17 protein-coding genes are annotated in these 20,206 nt (G+C 69.5%); 9 read left to right on the top strand and 8 right to left on the bottom strand.

Translation table 11 applies throughout. The annotated features are described in order from the left end of the window. The first annotated feature begins 375 nt into the window (after positions 1 to 375). The gene (locus ACTWQN_RS18320) at positions 376 to 633 is read left to right on the top strand and encodes a hypothetical protein (protein ID WP_443204707.1); all 258 of its coding nucleotides are present in this window, start codon (positions 376 to 378) and stop codon (positions 631 to 633) included. 62 nt (positions 634 to 695) lie between these two features. Here ACTWQN_RS18320 and ACTWQN_RS18315 read toward each other — a convergent pair whose 3' ends face one another. Genes ACTWQN_RS18315 through ACTWQN_RS18300 form a run of 4 tightly spaced genes read right to left on the bottom strand, consistent with a single transcriptional unit; the run spans position 696 to position 4,129 of the window. Beyond that, a complete protein-coding gene (locus tag ACTWQN_RS18315) occupies positions 696 to 1,904 on the bottom strand; it encodes an ABC transporter permease (protein WP_443204706.1) in 1,209 nt (402 codons plus the stop codon). Beyond that, entirely contained in the window at positions 1,901 to 2,581 is a 681-nt protein-coding gene (locus ACTWQN_RS18310; RefSeq protein WP_443204705.1) for an ABC transporter ATP-binding protein, read from the bottom strand. The genes ACTWQN_RS18315 and ACTWQN_RS18310 overlap by 4 nt, the downstream gene beginning before the upstream one ends. Continuing rightward, positions 2,578 to 3,657: a peptidoglycan-binding protein gene (locus tag ACTWQN_RS18305; RefSeq protein ID WP_443204704.1), complete on the bottom strand. Its 1,080-nt coding sequence runs from the start codon at positions 3,655 to 3,657 to the stop codon at positions 2,578 to 2,580. The genes ACTWQN_RS18310 and ACTWQN_RS18305 overlap by 4 nt, the downstream gene beginning before the upstream one ends. After that, complete coding sequence (locus ACTWQN_RS18300; RefSeq protein ID WP_443204703.1) at positions 3,647 to 4,129, bottom strand: hypothetical protein; 483 nt, start codon at positions 4,127 to 4,129, stop codon at positions 3,647 to 3,649. Before ACTWQN_RS18300 ends, ACTWQN_RS18305 begins: the two co-directional genes overlap by 11 nt. 157 nt (positions 4,130 to 4,286) lie before the next feature. Here ACTWQN_RS18300 and ACTWQN_RS18295 point away from each other — a divergent pair, with 157 nt between their 5' ends. Next, a complete protein-coding gene (locus ACTWQN_RS18295; RefSeq protein ID WP_443204702.1) occupies positions 4,287 to 4,940 on the top strand; it encodes a response regulator transcription factor in 654 nt (217 codons plus the stop codon). Between the two features lie 19 nt (positions 4,941 to 4,959). Further along, positions 4,960 to 6,186, top strand: a complete 1,227-nt coding sequence (locus ACTWQN_RS18290) for a sensor histidine kinase (RefSeq protein ID WP_443204701.1) — start codon at positions 4,960 to 4,962, stop codon at positions 6,184 to 6,186. 145 nt (positions 6,187 to 6,331) lie between these two features. On the opposite strand, the gene ACTWQN_RS18285 is transcribed toward ACTWQN_RS18290, so the two are convergent. After that, on the bottom strand, positions 6,332 to 6,766 hold the full coding sequence (locus ACTWQN_RS18285) for a VOC family protein (protein WP_443204700.1): 435 nt from the start codon (positions 6,764 to 6,766) through the stop codon (positions 6,332 to 6,334). Positions 6,767 to 7,001: 235 nt separating this feature from the next. Between ACTWQN_RS18285 and ACTWQN_RS18280 the strand changes: the two genes are divergently transcribed. Continuing rightward, positions 7,002 to 7,343 carry a DUF4190 domain-containing protein gene (locus ACTWQN_RS18280; RefSeq protein WP_443204699.1) on the top strand — a complete coding sequence of 114 codons (342 nt, stop codon included), beginning with the start codon at positions 7,002 to 7,004 and terminating at the stop codon, positions 7,341 to 7,343. Positions 7,344 to 7,517: 174 nt separating this feature from the next. Then, positions 7,518 to 7,919, top strand: coding sequence for a M48 family metalloprotease (locus ACTWQN_RS18275; protein ID WP_443204698.1), 402 nt, complete (start codon positions 7,518 to 7,520; stop codon positions 7,917 to 7,919). Between the two features lie 53 nt (positions 7,920 to 7,972). On the opposite strand, the gene ACTWQN_RS18270 is transcribed toward ACTWQN_RS18275, so the two are convergent. Continuing rightward, on the bottom strand, positions 7,973 to 8,869 hold the full coding sequence (locus ACTWQN_RS18270) for an alpha/beta fold hydrolase (RefSeq protein ID WP_443204697.1): 897 nt from the start codon (positions 8,867 to 8,869) through the stop codon (positions 7,973 to 7,975). Between the two features lie 57 nt (positions 8,870 to 8,926). On the opposite strand from ACTWQN_RS18270, the gene ACTWQN_RS18265 reads away from it, so the two are divergent. Continuing rightward, positions 8,927 to 9,469, top strand: a complete 543-nt coding sequence (locus ACTWQN_RS18265) for a helix-turn-helix domain-containing protein (RefSeq protein ID WP_443204696.1) — start codon at positions 8,927 to 8,929, stop codon at positions 9,467 to 9,469. Positions 9,470 to 9,607: 138 nt separating this feature from the next. Here ACTWQN_RS18265 and ACTWQN_RS18260 read toward each other — a convergent pair whose 3' ends face one another. Next, entirely contained in the window at positions 9,608 to 10,336 is a 729-nt protein-coding gene (locus ACTWQN_RS18260) for a hypothetical protein (RefSeq protein WP_443204695.1), read from the bottom strand. Between the two features lie 657 nt (positions 10,337 to 10,993). On the opposite strand from ACTWQN_RS18260, the gene ACTWQN_RS18255 reads away from it, so the two are divergent. Continuing rightward, positions 10,994 to 16,480: an ATP-binding protein gene (locus ACTWQN_RS18255; RefSeq protein WP_443204694.1), complete on the top strand. Its 5,487-nt coding sequence runs from the start codon at positions 10,994 to 10,996 to the stop codon at positions 16,478 to 16,480. 107 nt (positions 16,481 to 16,587) lie between these two features. Here ACTWQN_RS18255 and ACTWQN_RS18250 read toward each other — a convergent pair whose 3' ends face one another. Further along, the gene (locus tag ACTWQN_RS18250) at positions 16,588 to 17,400 is read right to left on the bottom strand and encodes an IclR family transcriptional regulator (protein WP_443204693.1); all 813 of its coding nucleotides are present in this window, start codon (positions 17,398 to 17,400) and stop codon (positions 16,588 to 16,590) included. Between the two features lie 150 nt (positions 17,401 to 17,550). Here ACTWQN_RS18250 and ACTWQN_RS18245 point away from each other — a divergent pair, with 150 nt between their 5' ends. Continuing rightward, positions 17,551 to 18,756 (top strand): FAD-dependent monooxygenase, encoded by a 1,206-nt coding sequence (locus ACTWQN_RS18245; RefSeq protein ID WP_443204692.1) that lies wholly within the window; start codon positions 17,551 to 17,553, stop codon positions 18,754 to 18,756. Positions 18,757 to 19,348: 592 nt separating this feature from the next. Next, complete coding sequence (locus ACTWQN_RS18240; protein WP_443204691.1) at positions 19,349 to 20,065, top strand: C39 family peptidase; 717 nt, start codon at positions 19,349 to 19,351, stop codon at positions 20,063 to 20,065. Positions 20,066 to 20,206 lie beyond the last annotated feature (141 nt).

Raw genomic sequence — 20,206 nt, 5'->3', positions numbered from 1 at the left:
CGACGAGGTCTGCTGCGGATGGTGTGCACTCGGTGGATCGTCAAGTCGGGCTTTCGGTTGGCTGAGGTGCTCGTGGAATGCGGCGGTGCGTTCCGCTCGGCGTGACCGCGGTGGTCGGTAACCGGCCACCGCGAAGCGGCGCAACTCGGTCAACTGAGCATCGAGGCGCACCTCTCCGGGCACACTTCCACATCTCATTGCCTTCCGGCAGCAGAACGAGCTGGATATTCGTTGCGTGGCAATGAGTCCTTCCATTCGGAACACGTGCCCGGTCCGGGCAACAGCTTCATCGCGGAGTCGGCAACTTGACGACAAGCTGGCCCAACCTTCTGGATCGCTAAGCCGACAGTGAGCACGTACTGAGCGGGAGGTCTCATGGCGAAGGTTCAAGATACCGCGAAGAAGCTCGTCAAGCGGTTGCGTTTCTGGTTGCGCGTCGTCGGGCTGGTGTTCGCCGCGTTCCTCGTCGCCGTGGTCGTGGTCGCGGTGTTCATCGCGCAGGACCCGTCCCGTGCCGCCAATGGGGTCAACGGGGTTCTTTCCGCTCTCGACGATGGGGCCAAGGCTGTCGTGCACGCGCCGATCGCTTTCTTCCAAGCCTTGCTCAGCTTCGTTGACCAAGTGCTCAACTGACGTCAGCTCTCCGGGAAGAGAATTCCTTTCCACACCGGGACCATCGCGGCGACCGAGACCGGTTAGACCGCCGCGAGGGCCTGGGTCGGGCTCAGGTGCGCGGCGCGGGTTGCCGGGTAGAGGCCCGCGACGAGGCCGGTGGCGATCGCCGCCGCGAGACCTCCGCCGACCGCGACCCATGGCAGGGTGACCGGCAGGCCCCTGCTGAGCGAGTAACCCACGCACACCGCGAGGCCTGCCAGGACCCCCAGTGCGCCACCGATGGTGGACATGAGCGCCGACTCGGCGAGGAACTGCGCGCGGATGTGGCTCCGGGTGGCGCCGAGGGAACGGCGCATCCCGATTTCACCGCGGCGTTCCAGGACCGAGATGATCATCGTGTTGGCCACGCCGATCCCGCCCACGAGCAGCGCCACCGCGCCCAGGCCGAGGAACAACTGGTCGAACGCGGAGCGGGCGGCCAGTTGTGCGGTCAGTGCGTCCGAAGGCCTGCTGACCGCCACGTCCTGCGGGTTCTCCGGATTCGCGGTGGCCGCGAGCACCGCTCGCACCCTCGCGACGGCGTCGTCGTCGGACCGTTCGTAGATCGTCGTCGGGCGGCCGCCGAAGCCCAGCTCCGCCTGGGCGACCGGCCAGCCGATCAGTGCCGCGCGGTCGATCTCCGGCGCCAGCGGCAGCGGTTCCAGCAATCCGGTCACGGTGAACCAGCGGTTGCCCAGGTAGACCTGATCGCCCGCGGAGCCGATACCGAGCCGCGCGGCGGCCACCGATCCCAGGACCACCGCGGGATAGCGTTCGGTCGCCGGGGTGAGGAACGAACCTTCGGCCACCGAACCGCCCAGGGTGCCGAGGAGATCCAGGCGGGACGCGAGCACCGCGATGCCGTTGGTGTCGGCCGGGTCGATCTTGTCCGTGCGCCGCACCGAATGGCCGGTCACCGCGCCCACCGCGCTGACCGACCGCACCCCGTCGATCCGGGCGACCATGGCGACCGACTCGGTCGGCAGTTCGGTCTGGCCGCCGAACAGATCCCGCCCCGGGGAAACGGTGAGCATGTTGGTGCCGAGGTTGCTGATCTGGGCGATCAGGCCGGCCTGGCTAGCCGCGCTGATGCCCAGTACCGCGACCATTGCCGTCACGCCGACCGCGATGCCCAGCAAGGACAGCGCCGCGCGGGCGGGTCGGCCGCGCAACCCGGATGTGCTCTCCCGCAACAGATCCGGCAGTCGCAACGCCGAGGGCGGCGGCAGCTTCCGCGTGGGCGCGCTCATCTGGCACGTGCCGAATCCTCGACCACCGAGCCGTCGAGGACGCGCACCCGGCGGGGCAGCCGGTCGGCCACCCCGGTGTCATGGGTGATCACCACGATGGTCGTGCCCTCCCGGTTGAGCCGGTGCAGCAGATCCAGGACGACCGCGCCGGAGGCGGAGTCGAGATTTCCGGTCGGTTCGTCGGCCAGCACGATCGCCGGATCCGCGACCAGCGCGCGGGCGATGGCCACGCGCTGCCGCTCGCCGCCGGACAGCTGCGCAGGCCGGTGGTCGAGCCGGTGGCCGAGGCCGACCCGGTCGAGCACTTCGGCCGCGCGCTCGCGGCGACGGCGGCCCGGCACACCGAGATACGTCAGCCCGGTCGCCACGTTGTCCACAGCGGACAGTGTGGCGCCGAGGAAGAACTGCTGGAAGACGAAGCCTATCCAGTGGGCGCGCATCGCCGAGAGCGTGCTGTCCCGGACCGCGGACACGTCGTGGCCCAGCACCCGGACGGTGCCGCTGGTGGGCGGGTCGAGCGTGCCCATCAGGTGCAGCAGGGTGCTCTTGCCGGAGCCGGAGGGGCCGACGACGGCCAGCAGTTCACCTTCCCGGACGCTCAGCGAGACGTCGGTCAGCGCGGGCACCCCGCCCTGGTAGACCTTGCTCACCCGGGTCGCTGTGATCATCTCGGTCACCGCGCGGGCACCTGCACCTTCATGCCTTCGGACAGGCCGTCGCCCGAGACTTCGACCTGGCCGGTGGCGAAAAAGCCCAGCCGCACCACGACCCGGCGCGCCGTCCACGACCCGTCTTCACCCGTTTCGATCACGTCGACCGCGTAGTCCCCGTCGGGCATCGCGAGCAACGCGACCAGGGGCACCGCCAGCACATCCCGGTGCGTGTCGCTGACGAACTCGACCGAAACCGGTGCGCCGTCGAGAGTTCCGGCCGCTTCCGGCCTGTCCAGGGTGATCCGCACCGGGATGGTCGCCGCCACCTCGTCGCCGCCCGCGTCGTGCGGCGCGGCGGTCGCCACGGTGCCGACGAACGCGATCTTCCCCGGTGTGAGTGCCCCGCCCGGCAGCAGAACCCGCACCGCCGCACCCGCGACGGCGAGGTTCTGCTGCGCGACGGGCATGTCCAAGGTGACCACGCGGGTGAGGCCGGACGCGGTCGCCACCACGGGAGGCAGTGGAGCACCGAGGGTCGCCCGGATCTCCACGATCCGCAGGTCCGCCGGTGCCACCACGACCTGGCCCGGCCGGACCTTTTCGTCGTCCGGCACGTTGAGCGCGCGCTGCCAGCGGCCGACGGCCGCGCCCACCGCGGCCGAGAAATGGTCGCTGTCCGCGAGATCTGGTCCGAAACCCAGGGCACGCAGGTTGGCGCGCAACAGCCGCACGTCCGGGCCGTCGTCAACGCCGACGGCAAGTTCGCGCCACAACGGGATTTCGCCATGCAGCAATGGAATCGGCCGGTTGTCCACCAGGTACACGCGCTCGCCCAGGCGTATCACCGCACCTTGCGCGGGCAGCCAGGTGGCGATGCCACCGCCCGGTGCGGCGGGAACCGGGAAGCTGCCGTCGAAACCGAGGGTTCCTGCCACCCGGGTGGTCTGAACCAGATCCGTCCGCGCCACCGCGGCGGTGGGCGGCACGGGTCGCGCACCCGCGACCGCGGGGCGGTCCGGGCGCAGCATCACGAAGGCCACCGCGGCGAGGACGACCACCCCGGCCAGGCCAGCCGCCCACCAGCGACGCTTACCTGCCACCGGGCTGCCCTCCGGTGCTCCGCGCGTCCCGGCGGCAGTCCTGCACCGCCTGCATCGCCTTCGGGTCCTTGGTGTCGAGATCGAGCCGCAACGGCTGCCCCGGCGCCGGGTCCTGCACTGGGAGGCCGTGCTCGCGCAGGCACCGGGCCAGCGCGACGGCGCGGTCCTGCGCCTGCGGGTCACCGGCGTTCTTGCCGCTGCCCTGGCCGAGGAAATGCCTGCAGGCGTCGACCGCGGCGGCCATCCCCGGATCGTTCTTGGCCTGGGCGGGCAGTTCGACGGTCTGCGCACCGGCTGGCGGGTCGGGCAGGGGAAAGCCCTGTTCGCGGACGCACTGGGTGAACCGGACGGGACCGTCGGCGGCCACCGGGGTCGCTGGGGTCGGCGAGTCACCGGATATCGGCGAACACGCAGCGAGCAGCGTCACGCCGAGCAGCACCGGCCCGACGAGGCGGACGGACAGCGAATTCAAGGCGAAGACCCTTCCTCCAGGGCGCGCGCCCTTCGCGCGCCACCCGGAAAGCTCTAGTCGGCAGCGGCTTTCCACGGCGTCTCGGTTCGCCGATACGCCGGTGAAACATCGCGACCGCTACCCTGACCGCAACGGGCTCGGGGGAGGACTGGGGAACGTGCGAGTGCTGGTCGCCGAGGATGAGCCCGTGCTGGCCGAGTTGATCGCCGAGGGCCTGCGCCGGGACGCGCTCGCCGTGGACGTCGCGCTTTCGGGGACCGAGGCGCTCGACCGGCTGGCGGTGAACCCCTACGCGGTCGTCGTGCTGGACCGGGACCTGCCCGGTGTGCACGGCGACGAGGTGTGTCGGCGGATCGTGGCGGGCCCGTGCGGGAGCCGCGTGCTCATGCTCACCGCGGCGGCGGCGAAACAGGACCTCATCGCCGGGCTTTCGCTCGGCGCGGACGACTATCTGGCCAAGCCCTTCGACTTCGACGAGCTGCTGGCCAGGGTCCGGGCACTGGGGCGAAGGCCGGCTGGCGTGCTCTCCCCGGTGTTGCGCCGTGACGACCTTGAGGTGGATGTGCCGCGCCACCAGGCAGTCCGGGGTGGACGGTACCTCGCATTGTCCAAGAAGGAGTTCGCGGTCCTGGAAATGCTGCTCGCCGCCCGCGGCGCGGTGGTCAGTGCGGAGAGCCTGCTGGAGAGCGTGTGGGACGAGAACGCCGATCCGTTCACGAACGCGGTCCGGATCACGGTCAGCAGGCTGCGGGCCAAGCTGGGCGATCCGCCGCTGATCGTGACCGTGCCCGGCGTCGGCTACCGGATCTGAGTGCCTGCGGCGGTGCGAGTTGATTAGGTGGGCCAAGCGGCTGGCGCCGCGTGAAAAACCAGATCAAGGACAGGTTCTGCGGCGGCGCCGTCACGGCGTCCGGCTGCGGCTGACGGTGCTCTACGGCGGACTGTGCCTGGCATCGTGCCTGGTGTTGCTGACCGTGGTGTTGCTGCTGTCCGGGCAGACGCTGGCGGGCGGTGTAGAAGTGGTGATCCGCGACGCGTTCGCCGGTGAGCGCCGCACGAACGTCACGGTGCTGCCCAAGCGGTCCGTGGCAGCCGCGCTGACGCCGGGCGAGATCAAGAGCCTGGCCGAGGACGTCCGGGACAAGGCGCTGCAGCAGCTCGTCATGCTGTCCGCGATCGCCGTCGGCGTGATGGTCCTGTTCGCCTCGGTGGTCGGCTGGTGGGCGGCGGGCCGGGTGCTGCGTCCGCTGCACACGATCACCGCGCAGGCCCGCAGCATGTCCGTGCGCAACATCCACGAACGCATCGCCCTCGACGGCCCGCTCGACGAGCTGCGCGACCTGGCCGACACGTTCGACGGCATGCTGGACCGGCTCGACCGCTCGTTCACCAGCCAGCGCCGGTTCGTGGCGAACGCTTCGCACGAACTGCGCACCCCGCTGGCGATCCAACGCGCGCTCATCCAGGTTCGCCTGACCGGCGCCGCACCCGGGGACATCGGTGGCATCCGCGACGAACTGCTCGCCGCCAACCGCAGGCTCGACCTTCTGCTGGAAGGGTTGTTGCTGCTCGCCCGCAGTGAGAACGGACTGCCGCAACGCCATCCGGTCGACCTCGCCGCGGTGGCCGAGCGCGTCGTCGGCGAAGCCCTGGCCAGCGGTGGCCCCGCCAGCATCCGAGGCGAGGTGGTCGTGGCCCCGCTGACGGTCCTCGGCGACGAGACACTGCTGACCCAGCTGCTCGGCAACCTGGTCCGCAATGCCGTGCAGTACAACGTCCCCGACGGCTGGTTCACGCTCCGCCTGAGTACCGATGGCACCATCACCGTCGCCAACAGCGGCCCGGTCGTCCCATCGGACACTGTGGACGGTCTGTTCGAGCCGTTTCGCCGCGGCGCGGCCGAACGGCTCGCCAGCGGCCCCGGCGCGGGCCTCGGGCTGGCGATTGTCCGGTCCATAACTGAAGCCCACGACGGCACCGTCACCGCCACCGGCCGCGCGAACGGCGGCCTCGACGTGACCTTGCGACTCCCGGTGTACCGGCCCGGCCGGACCTGAACCGGTCCCGGGTCCTGACGCCCGCCGATCAGTTTGGCCGTCCCGAGCGCCTGATCCGGCGATCTGCGCCGCAGCGCCCTGACAGGTCGGGGGCGGTTCTTCGTCCTGGCCCATGGGGGCAGAACGAGGACACGTTCGCGGCCCCTCAGTCGAGACAGAACTCGTTGCCCTCGATGTCCTGCATCACGATGCACGACTCTTCGTTGCCATCGGCAGGCAGTAGTCGCACGCGTACCGCGCCGAGCGCGACGAGTCGTGCGCACTCGGCCTCAAGTGTGGCGAGGCGCTCTTCACCCACGAGCCCGGTGCCGACCCGCACGTCAAGATGCAGCCGATTCTTGACGACCTTGCCTTCGGGAACGCGTTGGAAGAACAGTCGCGGGCCCACACCTGAGGGATCAATGCAGGCGAACGCTGAACCCTGATGCTCAGGCGGCAGCGAGCGATCGAAATCGTCCCAAGTAGCAAACCCCTCCGGTGGCGGCGGTACGACGTACCCCAACACCTCGCACCAGAAACGAGCGACGCGCTCAGGTTCTGCGCAGTCGAAGGTGACCTGGAACTGCTTGACCAACGCCATCGGTCCACCATAGTGGCGCGTGCTGTTCACCGAGACCCCGGATGTCATCGCCGCGCGGGTCGAGGTCTCGCGTGACATGAGTTGGTGAGATATGGGACGAGGCCCGTTTTGTCCTTGTTCGCTTGGTGGTCCGGACTTCGAGTCGCGACCGCATTCACAAATTCGTCCGAACCAACCACGAGACGCGGACGGCACACCCATACTCGGCAGGGTTGATCTTCGTAAAAGGAGAGTCATGACCAACCCGCCAGGGCCGTCTTCGGCGTCGGACGGGACGCACCATCCGCCGGAATCGCGCAGCAACGGTCTGGCCATCGCATCGTTGTGCGTTTCGGTGGCCGGGCTCGTCACCTGCTACGGCGCTATCCTACTAGGACTGATCGGAGCGATCCTCGGGCACATCGCGCTGGGAACGATCAAGCGCAACCCAGGTCACTACCGCAACCACGGCGTGGCACTCGCTGGCGTCATCGTCGGCTGGATCGCCTTCGGTCTCGTGGGCATCGGCCTGTCCTTCTTCCTCATCACAGCGCCCAGCCAATCCGCCGACATCCTCAGGACCGTCTTCGGCGGCTAGGTGACTGCGAGTTGATCAGGGCGAACGCGGGCACGTGCTCACTGACAGTGGGGGACTGCAACTGACCACGGGGATCTCAGCGGTCAACACCCCGGGCGCGCTGGCGCTCAAGCCGCTGGTCAACGGCATTGCTGGGGCCGCCGCATCGTAGCCACCCGCGGCGCGCTGGGCGCATTGAACCCGCAGCAGTTCGAGGCCGTGCTCGCGCACGAGCGCGCGCACCTGCGCGGTCGCCATCACTTCGTGCTGATGATCAGCGCAGGAGTCGCAACTGCTCGCGTTTCTCTGTTGAGACTCCCCGCCGCAGTGCGATGGTGGGTTGAACGCTCTGACGATGCCGGTATCGCTGTGACCGAAGGGATGGCGAGCACCGTGTCACCATCCAACGACGGGAACGGCTCAAAGCCGGAACCGTCGAACGGCTCGCAGCCACCAAATGCCGACCAGCCGGTACCCAGCGGAATTGAGGTTGATATCGCTGCTCGGCCAGACCTGCGGACCTTGCTGGATGTCGATGACCGCATCGACCAGCCCGACAGTAGCGGTCAGGCCGCAGGCGGCGGCGAACAGCCGTAGATCCTGATCTGTCGTGTCAGCGAGGCTTGTCCTGGCTGGCCTGGGACCGGTCGTCACTTGCCGAGCAGGTCGTGGATCGCTTGCAGTACGGCGTCGGGTCGGCGCCAGTGGATGGAGGCGTGTCCGGCGCCGTGGACGAGGCGGTTTTCGCCGCGCGGGACCGAGGCGGCCAACGCGTCGCCGAGCCGCCGCTTGCCGTCGATCTCCGCGCGCAGCAGCGCCTCGGACTCACCGATCAGCACCGCCTTCTTGAAATCGTCGATATCCATGGCGGTGAGGACGATCAGCGGCACGTCGGGCAGCGGCCCCGCTTGGCGCATCTCGTCGAGGAACCGGTCGCGGTACGGCACCAGCCGGTACCCGTCCATGATCCATTCAGGGCTGACGTGGCGCTCGACGAGCGGCTCGCGGATCTCCTCCGGCCAGTCCGCCACCATCCGCGCGAACAGTCCGCGGTAGAGCTGGACGGCCTCTTCCGGCAGCTCGTCGGGCAGCTCCTGGTCGGGGTCCCAAGCGGCCCGCATCTCGGTCAGCTCCCGGGGCATGTAGGCGTCGTAGTCCTCGTGGTCGGTCTCCATCAGGACCAGGCCGGCCACCTCGTCGGGAAAGCGCGTCGCGTAGTGCCGGGCGAAGGGGCCACCGAGGGAGTGACCGACCAGCACGTAGGGGGCGGGCACGTCAGCGGCGCGCAGCAGCTCGCGCAGTTCGTCGGTCACCTCGGCAGAGGTGAGCGGCACGGTGACCCGGTCGCTCCACCCCGTCCCGGTCCGGTCGTAGACCACGCTCGTGGTGAGCTCGGCGGCTTTCTCCTGGACGTTCCAGTAGTCCAGGCCGACTCCGCCTCCCCCGGGCAGGAACACCACTGCCGGGCTCCCGCTGCCCGAGCGGTGCAACAGCAACCGTCGGCCCTCCACCTCGTAGTACCGCCCCAGCGGCGGTTGCTCCTGCATCGCTGCCTCCCGTGTTCCCAGTTTTGGGAACAGTACCAGATATGGGATCGTGCCCTGGTGGACACACTCGACCTGCTCTTGCACCCGGTGCGGTTGCGCATCGTGCACGCCATGTCCGGGGGGCGCACCCGCACCACCTCCGAACTGTGCGCGCGCCTGCCCGACATCCCCAAGACCACCCTGTACCGGCACGTCGGCTTGCTGGCCGAGGCGGGGGTGCTGGAGGTGGCGGGCGAGCAGCGGGTGCACGGCGCCGTCGAGCGCCACTACCGGCTGCGCCGGGAGCGGGCGAAGATCGGCCGGGAGGCGGCCGCGTCGATGTCCCCGAACGATCACCGCCACGTGTTCGCCGCGGCCATGAGCGTCCTGCTCGCCGAGTTCAACGCCTACCTCGACCGGGAGAACGTGGACCCGACCGCCGACTCGGTGGGTTACACCCAATTCCAGCTCTGGCTCAGCCAGGACGAGCGTGCCGAGCTGATCGACGAGCTGGTCGCCGCCATCAAGTCCAGGTTGGACAACAAGCCCGCGCCGGGCCGCAGCCCCCACCTGCTGAGCCCGATCCTGTTCCCGACCGAGGAACCACCGCAGCACAACTGACGGCCGACGAAAGTCCGACACACAGCGAGATCACGATCTACAGACACAGCGACTGGCCGTCTGGTTCACAGCGGTGCGCGACACGATTAACCGAGCCGTCGGATACTTCACCGCGACCGCCCGAATCGTCGGTGTCTATTACCGCCAGTAGTAGCGGCCGTTGGCCGTCCAGGGGGTTGGGGCGTACTGGACGATGCGGAACGCCAGCCCTTTGCCCTTGGCGATGAACTGGTCGCGGCGCAGTTTCTCGCGCAGCAGCCCGTCGTGGTGCTGGTTGTCGTCGAGCCACCGCTCGTACTGCTTCAGGCAGCGTTGCCCGGAGTGGTACAGGTTCGAGCACGGCCCAGGTGGGAACCACAACTGCTCGTGCCGGAACCGGATCACCGTCCCGGACGATTCCTCGGTGATGGTTCCCTCGGCGATCAGGCACACGATCGACGAAGGGACCTGCCACGGCACGTAGTGCTGCCGATCCCCGTCTGAGGGGATCGACTGCTTGTTCGTGCAGTCGAGCCCGTCGCCGATTACCTCCGAGTCGACGCGCTGCCGGTAGTAGGTGCCGTTGTCGGACCAGCCGTCCAGCAGCATCCAGCCGCCGGACTGGATGAACCGTTCACTGCCGTCGGGCGGCCACGTTGCAGGATCGCCCCATGCCAAACGGGATTCCGCGGTGCCCTCCTGCGGTGACCACGTCCACTGGTTTCGCCAACCGTTCTGGTCGTGCTGGTTGCTGTCCTCAGCCCAGAACTGGCCACCGGAGTGGACTCCGGCCATCGAGAAATCCGCGTAGGTCTCGGTGGCCGCGGTTGCCGGGGGCGACACGACCACACAAACGACCGCGGCCAGAACCAGCCGAGTCGCCCTCATGAGGCACGCCCCGACGACCGGGCAGGAAGCACTTCAGGGCGCGGCATCCACGGAGAACTCATGACCGGGTCCCACACCGGCGGGCCGACATCGGGTGCGCGGGAAGCAGCTCGCCGCAACCCGCCACGTCTCGTAGGGCGAGTGCGGTTACCGAGGCGCGGCAGGGCCGCCGCTGGTCGCTTCTTGGGTTGTTCATCCGCTACTCCGCAGATCTGTCCACTGTGGTCGCGAAGGGCAGCAAACGGGCAGCATGCCGTACTATTCGACGCTATGCCTGGCTACCCATCGCGTGGTTGCCGCAGCCGGTTTGACCTGCGGTGGAGCCGCCGCGCTACACGGGGCTATGTGGTGCGCTGCGGACCTCGACCGCTGGCTTGGGACGAGACCATCAGGCTGGTAATGGCCGATGTCGCCGCCCGCGGGATGACTGCGGTGATCTCCTCGCACCTGTTCGGCGAGTCGCGGGAGGCGTGCGACCACCGCCGCCAGGCCAGCCGTTTGTCCATTTTTGTGGGGTCTCCACAACAGGGCGGCTGCGGCATGCGCGACGCGGCACATTGGTGTCGCCGACGGTGATCTAGCAGGGTATTGGGCAGGTGTAGGCGACGTTCGGAGCCCCGGGCGTCGCCTTCTGCGCGTGTTTGGGAGGCTTAGCCGGTGTTCAGTCGTGTCGCGATCGTCAACCGTGGAGAGGCCGCGATGCGGCTCATCCATGCCGTCCGGGATCTTTCGGCAGAAACCGGGACGAGGATCGAGACGGTCGCGCTCTACACCGACGTCGATCGCAACGCGACCTTCGTCCGTGAAGCTGACGTCGCCTACTCGTTGGGCTCGGCGTCGGCGCGCCCGTACCTCGACCACGCTGTGCTGGAACAGGCGCTGGTGGAGACCGGGGCCGACGCGGCTTGGGTCGGTTGGGGATTCGTCGCCGAGGACCCGGCGTTCGCCGAGCTGTGCGAGAAGATCGGCGTCACCTTCGTGGGGCCGAGCGCGGAGGCGATGCGCGAGCTCGGCGACAAGATCGGCGCGAAGCTGATCGCCGAGAAGGTCGGCGTCCCGGTCGCGCCGTGGAGCCGCGGCGAGGTCGCCACCCTCGAAGAGGCACTGCGCTCGGGCGATGAGATCGGCTACCCGCTGATGCTCAAGGCGACCGCGGGCGGCGGCGGGCGCGGCATACGCATGGTCGCCTCGCATGCGGACCTGGCGGACGCCTACGAGCGCACCAGCCAGGAGGCGCTGCGCGCCTTCGGCTCCGGCGTGGTCTTCCTGGAGCGCCTGGTCACCGGCGCCCGGCATGTCGAGGTCCAGGTCATCGCCGACGGACAGGGCACCGCGTGGGCGCTGGGCGTCCGGGACTGCTCGGTGCAGCGGCGCAATCAGAAGATCATCGAGGAGTCCGCCTCCCCGGTACTGGCGCCGGAGCAGATCGCCGAGCTGAAGGCGTCGGCCGAACGACTGGCGCTGGCCGTGGACTACCGCGGCGCCGGCACCGTCGAGTTCCTGTACCACCCCGGCGAGAAGCTGTTCGCCTTCCTGGAGGTCAACACCCGGCTGCAGGTCGAGCACCCGATCACCGAGATCACCACCGGCACCGACCTGGTCAAGCTGCAACTGCACGTGGCTGGCGGCGGCAAGCTCGAAGGCCCGCAGCCGGTCGAGAACGGCCACGCCATCGAAGCGCGGCTCAACGCCGAGGACCCGGACCGCGACTTCGCGCCCGCCCCGGGCCGCATCGCGCGACTGGTGCTGCCCGCTGGCCCCGGCATCCGCGTCGATACCGGCGTCAGCGAAGGCGACCGCATCCCAGCTGACTTCGACTCGATGATCGCGAAGATCATCGCCTACGGCCGCGACCGCGACGAGGCGCTGGGCCGACTGCGCCGCGCGATAGCCGAAACCACCGTGATCATCGAGGGCGGCGCGACCAACAAGAGCTTCGTGCTCGACCTGCTGCACCAAGCCGAGGTGGTTGACGCGAGCGCCGACACCGGCTGGATCGACCGCGTGCGCGCTGAAGGCCGCCTGGTCACCCACCGGCACTCCGCGATCGCCCTGGCCGCGGCCGCCATCGAGGCGTTCCAGGACGAGGAGGAGGTCAGCCGCCATCGACTGCTGTCCACAGCGCGCGGCGGACGCCCGCAGGTGCAGCACGAAAGCGGCCGTCCGCTGGGCCTCAAGCTCCGTGGTGTCGGCTACCGGGTGAGCGTGGCCCGCGTCGGGGAGAAGCGCTTCCGCGTCGGTGTCTCCGGCGGCGGCGACGTGCACTCGGCGGACGTCGAGATCGAGCAGTTCGACGCGCACAGCGGTCAGATCCTGGTCAACGGACACCGGTTCCGGCTGGTGTCGGCCACGCACGGCCCGATTCATCTGGTCGAGGTGGACGGCGTCACGCACCGGATCAGCCGCGACGAGGGTGGTGTCGTTCGCTCCCCGGCGCCCGCGCTGGTCGTGGCGACGCCGTTGTCGGTCGGCGATGAGGTCGAGTCGGGCTCGCCGATCCTGGTGCTGGAGAGCATGAAGATGGAGACGGTGCTGCGCGCGCCGTTCCGCGCCCGGGTCCGTGAGTGCCGGGTGTCGGTGGGCAGCCAGGTCGAGACCGGCGCACCGCTGATGCGCCTGGAGCCGCTGGCCGCCGAAGGCGCCGAGGAGGAAGCCGCGGACACCGGCGAGACCGTCAAGATCGACCTGCCCGCCGAACCGGCGGGGTTGTCCGCGGCCGACCGGGTCGAGCGCGGTCTGCAAGACCTGCGCAGCCTGCTGCTGGGCTTCGACGTCGATCCGCAGGACCGCAAGCGGGTGCTGTCCGGGTATCTGGCCGCACGGGGCGAACTCGGTGGCCGACCGCTGCCGGGCGAGTTGGACCTGCTCGCGTTGTTCGCCGATCTGTCGGAGCTGAGCCGCAACCGGCCGGGCCGTGAGTTCGAGGTGGAGCCGGACAGCCCGGTGCACAGCCCGCGCGAGTACTTCCACAGCTACCTGCAGAGCCTCGACGTCGAACGCGCTGGCCTCACCGAAGGGTTCCAGGCGAAGCTGAAGCAGGTGCTCGGGCACTACGGCATCGCTGACCTGGACCGCACGCCCGAGCTGGAGGCCGCGGTCTTCCGGATCTTCCTGGCGCAGCAGCGGATGTCGGCCGACGTCGCGGTCGTGTCGGAACTGCTGCGGCAGTGGCTGGCCGGGGCGCCGCCCGTCGAGTCGCTCAGCGAGCGCGCCGGGCTCGCTCTGGGGCGCTTGATCGAGGCCACGCAGGTGCGCTTCCCCGTGGTGTCGGACCTGGCCCGCAGCGTGGTGTTCCGCTGGTTCGCCCAGCCGCTGCTGCGCCGCAACCGCGCCAAGGTCTACGCCGCGGTGCGCGACGAACTGCGCTACCTCGACCGCAATCCGGACGCGCCGGACCGCGCCGAACGGATCCAGACCATGGTGGCCAGCTCCGAGCCGCTGGTCCGGCTGATCGGCCAGCGGATCGGGCGGCCCGGCCGGGACCACGCGCCGCTGCTGGAAGTGCTGACCCGCCGCTACTACGGCAACCGCGGGCTCTCCGAGGTCACCACGCGGGAGACCGCGGGCTGTCGATTCGTCACCGCCGAGCACACCAACTCCGGCGGCGTGACGCGCTTGGTCACCACCGCCGTCGACATCGCCGCACTGCCCGACGCCATCGGCGCGGTCGGCACGTTCGCTACCGACGTCGCCGAACACGGGCTGGTCGCCGACCTCTACGTCACGTGGGAGGGCCAGCCGGACGCCGACGCGATCGCGGTGCGGCTCGGACAGCTCCTCGCCGAACACCCGCTGCCCGCGAGCGTCCGCCGGATCACCACCACCGTCGCAGGCACCAGCGGCGCGGTGATGCACCACCACTTCACCTTCCTGCCCGACGGCGCGGGCTTCGCCGAGGACCGGCTGATCCGCGGCCTGCACCCGCAGATCGCGCAGCGCCTGCAACTGCAGCGGCTGCGCGAGTTCGACCTCACCCGGCTGCCGTCCGCGGACGAGGAGATCTACCTGTTCAAGGCCGTCGCGAAGAGCAACCCGGCCGACGAGCGGCTCTTCGCGATGGGCCAGGTCCGCGACCTGACGCCGCTGCGCGAGGCCGACGGTCGGCTGGTCGCGCTGCCCGCGGTGGAGGACGCGATCACCACGTGCCTCGACGCGATCCGCAACATCCAGGCGCAGCGCCCGCAGAACAAGCGGTTCGACACCAACCGGATCATGATGTACGTCTGGCCGTCGACCGAGCTGACCACCGACGAGCTCAACACGCTGGTCCAGCGCCTCCTGCCGACCACGGCGGGTACCGGGCTGGAGGAAGTCCAGTTCCTCGCCCGCCAGCGCACCGCCGCGGGTGAGCTGACCGAGGTAGCCGTGCGGATCACCCTGACCCCGGGGCGCGACGCGCGCCTGCACGTCGGCGAGCCGTCGACGGAACCGGTGCAGCCGCTGGACGACTACCGCCAGAAGGTGCTGCGCGCGGCCCGGCGCGGGAACCTCTACCCGTACGAGCTGACCGGCCTGCTCGCCGGGCCGGACGGCAGCTTCGCCGAGCACGACCTCGACGACCACGGCGTCCTCGTGCCGGTGAACCGGCCGAAGGGCAAGAACACCGCCGCGATCGTCGCCGGTGTCGTCACCACGCCGACCGAACGGCACCCCGAAGGCGTCACCCGCGTGGTGCTGCTCGGCGACCCGACGAAGGCGCTCGGCGCGCTGTCGGAGCCGGAGTGCTCGCGGGTGATCGCCGCGCTCGACCTCGCCGAGCGGATGCAGGTCCCGCTGGAGTGGTTCGCGCTCTCGGCGGGGGCTCGGATCTCGATGTCCTCGGGTACCGAGAACATGGACTGGGTCGCGGCGGCGCTCAAGCGGATCGTCACGTTCACCCAGGACGGCGGCGAGATCAACATCGTGATCGCCGGGATCACCGTCGGCGCCCAGCCGTACTGGAACGCCGAAGCGACGATGCTCATGCACACCAAGGGAATCCTGGTGATGACGCCGGACTCGGCGATGGTGCTCACCGGCAAGCAGTCGCTGGACTTCTCCGGCGGCGTCTCGGCCGAGGACAACTTCGGCATCGGCGGCTACGACCGGGTGATGGGCCCGAACGGCCAAGCGCAGTACTGGGCGCCGAACCTGCCAGCCGCTCGCGACGTGCTGATGACCCACTACGACCACACCTACGTCGCGCCCGGCGAGACGGCGCCGAGGAAGGCCGACACCACCGACCCGGTCGACCGCGATGTCTCCGAATTTCCGCACGCGATCGTCGGTAGCGACTTCAAACGCGTCGGCCAGATCTTCTCCGCAGAGCACAACCCGGACCGCAAGAAGCCGTTCGACATCCGCACGGTGATGCGCGCGCTGTCCGACCAGGACCACCCGGTTCTGGAACGCTGGGCGGGCATGGCCGACGCCGCCACCTCGGCAGTGCAGGACGTGCACGTCGGCGGCTGGCCGGTCTGCCTGATCGGCATCGAGTCGCGGTCGGTGCCACGGCGTGGCTTCCCGCCCACCGACGGCCCGGACACCTACACCGCGGGCACGCTTTTCCCGCGGTCGTCGAAGAAGATCGCGCGGGCGATCAACTCGGCGTCCGGCAACCGGCCGCTGGTCGTGCTGGCGAACCTGTCCGGTTTCGACGGCTCGCCGGAGTCGATGCGCAAGCTCCAGCTGGAGTACGGCGCGGAGATCGGCCGGGCGATCGTCAACTTCGACGGGCCGATCGTGTTCTGCGTGATCTCCCGCTACCACGGCGGCGCGTTCGTGGTGTTCTCCAAGGCGCTCAACCCGAACATGACCGTGCTGGCACTGGAAGGCTCGTTCGCCTCGGTGCTCGGCGGCGCCCCGGCGGCGGCCGTGGTGTTCACCGGTGAGGTGAACAACCGCACCGCGACCGACCCACGGGTGACCAAACTGCAGGCGCAGGTCTCGACGGCCAGCGGCGCCGAGCGGGCGGCGCTGAACACCCAGCTCGTCGAGGTCCAGTCCGCCGTTCGGGCGGAGAAGCTCGGTGAGGTCGCCGCGGAGTTCGACCGGGTGCACAGCATCCAGCGCGCGGTCGAGGTCGGCTCCGTGGACGCGATCATCAGCGCCGCGCAGTTGCGGCCGCGGATCATCGAGGCCATCGAACACGGCATGAAGAGCTGACGCTTCGCGAAACCGGCCGCCGCCCAGGAGCGCCGGTTTCGCGGATTCGTCCCGTGCCGCGATGTCCGGCGGCCTGCGGTTGGCGCCGCACGATGCACCGCCTGGTTTCAGATGGTGCGCCGACTGGCGGGCAGCGGAAGATCGGCGTCGCGCACCCCTGTGCCAGGGTTCCACCCGAGACGGCGCGAGATGCTGAACGCGCTGGCCAGCACCGGGGCAGCGACGGTCGTGAGGTCGCGTGAGCCCGATCGGACGACGACGGAAAGTGCCGCGACGACTCGTCCGTCCCCATCGGCGACGCGGGCAGCGACCGAATCGGCCCCCTCGGTCATTTCCCCGTGCACCGTCGCCGTTCCCGAACGCCAGCAAGCCGTGAGCTCGGCACGCAGCTCTGTCGGATCGATCACCGTTCGCGGGGTGAAACGGGGGAGCTCTGCGGCGAAGACCTCGTCGATCAGTTTCCGCCCGCCATGGGCGAGGAGGACCTTTCCCACCGCCGAACTGTGCAGCGGAAGTCTCCCCCCGACGTGCGAGACGAGGCCGACGGCGTTGCGTGCCGAGAAGCGCTCGACCACGACGGCTGCGCGGCCGTCGAGCACCGCCAGCTGCACGTGCTGGTGCAGGGCGGCGTGGAGGTCCTCCATGAATGGCAGCGCGACCGTGCGCAGCGGCACCGAAAGCGGTGCGAGCGTGCCCAATTCCCAGAGCCGGAGGCCGATCGTGAACCTTCCATCCGCTGTGCGGTCGAGAGCCCCGGCAGCGAGAAGCTCCTGGACGAGCCTTCGGACCGTCGTGTGCGGTAATGCCGTGTGACGGGTCAAGTCGGCAAGGGTCAGCGCGCTCTGCTGCGGCCGGAACGAGAACAAGACCTGCAGCAGCCTTGAGCTGACGCTGCGACCTGGCTCGTTCGTGCGTGGCATGACACCTCTGTCCGACCGGCTGGCAGTCGCACCCTACGCTCCGACCCGACTCCCACTTCGTGTTGTTCGTTCAATGAACAACCGCGTTCCGGCGCGGTGGCGGAGGTGTTCACAATTGCGTCTCCGAATCAGGCGAGGGAGGGAACCCCGGTGTCAGTGTCGTCCGCGCATCAGCCTCGAATCGCCGTCGTAGGGGGTGGCATCGGGGGACTGGCCGCCGCCGCGTTCCTGGGCCGGGTGGGACTGCGAACCACGGTCTTCGAACAGGCGCCTGAGCTCGGCGAGGTTGGAGCCGGGCTCGTCGCCAGCCCGAATCTCGTCCGGCTCCTGCGCAGGCTGGGCGCGATGGGCCGGTTGCTTGAGCGCGCGGTCCCGCTCGACGTGGGGTGGGAGTTCCGCCGGTGGGAGGACGGCCGCGTCCTGTCCGCCGAGAACCTCTCCGAGAGCTGTGAGCGCCGGTACGGAGAACGGACCTACACCACGCACCGCGCTGACCTGCTGAGCGTCGTCCAGTCCGCGGTCCCGGACGGCTCGGTCCGGCTCGGTATGCGCTGCCTGCGGGTGGAAATCGGGGACGACCGCGCGGTGCTGACCTTCGCCGACGGCAGCAGGGTGGCAGCCGACGTCGTGATCGGAGCCGACGGCGTGCACTCGTCCGTCCGCAGCGCCGTGATAGGACGGTCGCCCGCGGCCTTCTCGGGACTGTGCGCTTTCCGCGCACTCGTCCCGGCCGAGCGTGCTCCGGCCTTCGCCCTGCGCCGCGCCCAGACGCTGTGGATCGGCCCTGATCATCACCTCGTCCACTACCCGATCTCGGCGGGAAAGTCGGTCAACCTCGTCGCCTTCGCCCCGGCGGGGCCGGAAGCCATCGAATCCTGGAGCGCGACTGCGACCACGGCGGATTTCCTGGCGGAGTTCGAGGGTTGGGACCCCCGGCTTCGCGAACTGATCCGCGCGTCCGGCACCCCGGGACGCTGGGCCTTGTTGGACCGTCCGCCGCTGGAGCGGTGGAGCCGGGGCCCTGTCACCCTCCTCGGCGATGCCGCGCACCCGATGTTCCCGTTCTTCGCCCAAGGCGCCGCCCAGTCCGTCGAGGATGCCGCGGTGCTCGCGCGGTGCCTGGCGGCCGACCTCGCGGATCCGTCCCGGGCGCTGCGGCGCTACGAATCCATCCGCGGGGAACGCACCGCCCGCATCCAGGCGGTGAGCCATCAGCGGGCCCACATTAACCACCTTGCCGACGGCCCGGAACAGCAGGCTCGTGATGCGTCGCTGCGCGGCTCCGACCCGCTGGTGGCCAACGGGTGGATCTACGGCTACGACGCCGAACTGGCGGAGTCGGAGGCTTCGCGGTAACCGCGTCACCGGTTCGTCGGTTTGGGTGATTGCTTGGGACCTCCGTGGTCAGGCTCACGGTCGCGTTTCAGCTGATCTCCGCGAGTCGGGATCCGGGGAAGTCGATCTCGGTCCGGATGGGCCGAGGGCAGGTGCCGACGACGTTGCTGGCTGCCGGTTCCACCCGGGGTGTCCCCACACCGTATGCATGCCCTCTACCAGTGCAAACGTCGCCCGCCGATGAGGACGTGGTGGCGGGTCCGGTGCGCTTGCTCCGGGAGCTGCTCGGCTCCGTTGGTTGGTTTCCCGCTGATCAGCATTTGTCGCTACGGAGAGGAGTCGATTGCGGCATAGACATTGCGCCGATCGGGTGATTCGTTTGAAGCGTTCGCGACTCTTAGTTACGTTGTCGGCAGCAATGCATCACGATCCGGTCACGACGCCTTGCCTCCGAAAGGCCACCGCACCCCGGCGGTGGTGACCGGATCTTCCCCCGACACGGAAGGCGCACGTGCAAAAGCATCGCAACGCGGGCGGCCATACCCCGAAGGCCGCAGTCCGCGCACTCCTTCGCAGGTTCCACCCGAGTACGGGTGGCGCCAGGACTCACAGGGTGTCCGGCAAGGTCCTCTCGGCGGTTGTCGCCGGTGGCGCGATCGTGGCGGTCGGTCAGCCGCTGATGGCGGCCGCGGGTCCGGAGCCAGCGTCCGTCCCGGCACCGGTCCAGGTCCGGGCCGTCGAGGCGGCGCCCCCGGCTCCGGCGGCGCCCCCGGCGCCGGTATCGGCTCCAGCGATCAGCCCGCAGCCAGTCGCCAAATCCCTCACCGTCGACTACCAAGCGCAGCAGACCGGCTACTGGTGCGGACCCACGGCGGCCCGCATCGCACTGTCCAGCAAGACCGACAAGCTGCCGGGCCAGGACGCGCTCGCCGCCGAGCTCGGCACCACCGAGAACGGCACGGACCACATCGGCCAGGTCGTCGACGGGCTCAACAAGGAGCTGGCCGGAACCGGAACCCAATACGTCACCAGGGACTGGGGCGGCCGTCCGCTGACTGCGGAGATGACCGAGCAGTTGTGGTCGGACACCGTCCGCGACGTCGACGACGGCAAGGCGATGGTGGCCAACATCGTCGCGGCACCTGGCAACCAGCCACCCGGCTACCCCTCAAGCCAGACGATCTACCACTACGTGGCTGTCGTCGGCTACAACGCGGCGGACAGGACGGTGCACATCTCCGATCCGGCACGGTTCAGCGGTATCGAGGATTACTGGCTGAGCCTCGACCAGCTCGCTTCGTTGATCCAGCCCAAGGGTTACGCCGCCTGACAGGCCAATAACCGCCCTGGAAGCGGTGAAGGCCCGCCGATCCCCGGCGGGCCTTCACCGCGTGTGCGTGCCTGATCGACACGCCGGAGGCCACCCGCATCCGCTACCGCGTTCGCCGCTGACCCGATCGATCAGCTACCC

The organism is Saccharopolyspora antiqui, assembly GCF_052246905.1.
In the GTDB taxonomy this organism is placed as follows: Bacteria; Actinomycetota; Actinomycetes; order Mycobacteriales; family Pseudonocardiaceae; genus Saccharopolyspora.
This window is presented reverse-complemented; position numbering and strand designations above follow the sequence as displayed.

Excerpts from the sequence above, each read along its gene's own strand:
- ACTWQN_RS18315 (WP_443204706.1), bottom strand. The coding sequence starts at position 1,904 with ATGAGCGCGCCCACGCGGAAGCTGCCGCCGCCCTCGGCGTTGCGACTG.
- ACTWQN_RS18280 (WP_443204699.1), top strand. The coding sequence starts at position 7,002 with ATGACCAACCCGCCAGGGCCGTCTTCGGCGTCGGACGGGACGCACCAT.
- ACTWQN_RS18320 (WP_443204707.1), top strand. The coding sequence starts at position 376 with ATGGCGAAGGTTCAAGATACCGCGAAGAAGCTCGTCAAGCGGTTGCGT.
- ACTWQN_RS18270 (WP_443204697.1), bottom strand. The coding sequence starts at position 8,869 with ATGCAGGAGCAACCGCCGCTGGGGCGGTACTACGAGGTGGAGGGCCGA.
- ACTWQN_RS18285 (WP_443204700.1), bottom strand. The coding sequence starts at position 6,766 with ATGGCGTTGGTCAAGCAGTTCCAGGTCACCTTCGACTGCGCAGAACCT.
- ACTWQN_RS18250 (WP_443204693.1), bottom strand. The coding sequence starts at position 17,400 with ATGCCACGCACGAACGAGCCAGGTCGCAGCGTCAGCTCAAGGCTGCTG.
- ACTWQN_RS18260 (WP_443204695.1), bottom strand. The coding sequence starts at position 10,336 with ATGAGGGCGACTCGGCTGGTTCTGGCCGCGGTCGTTTGTGTGGTCGTG.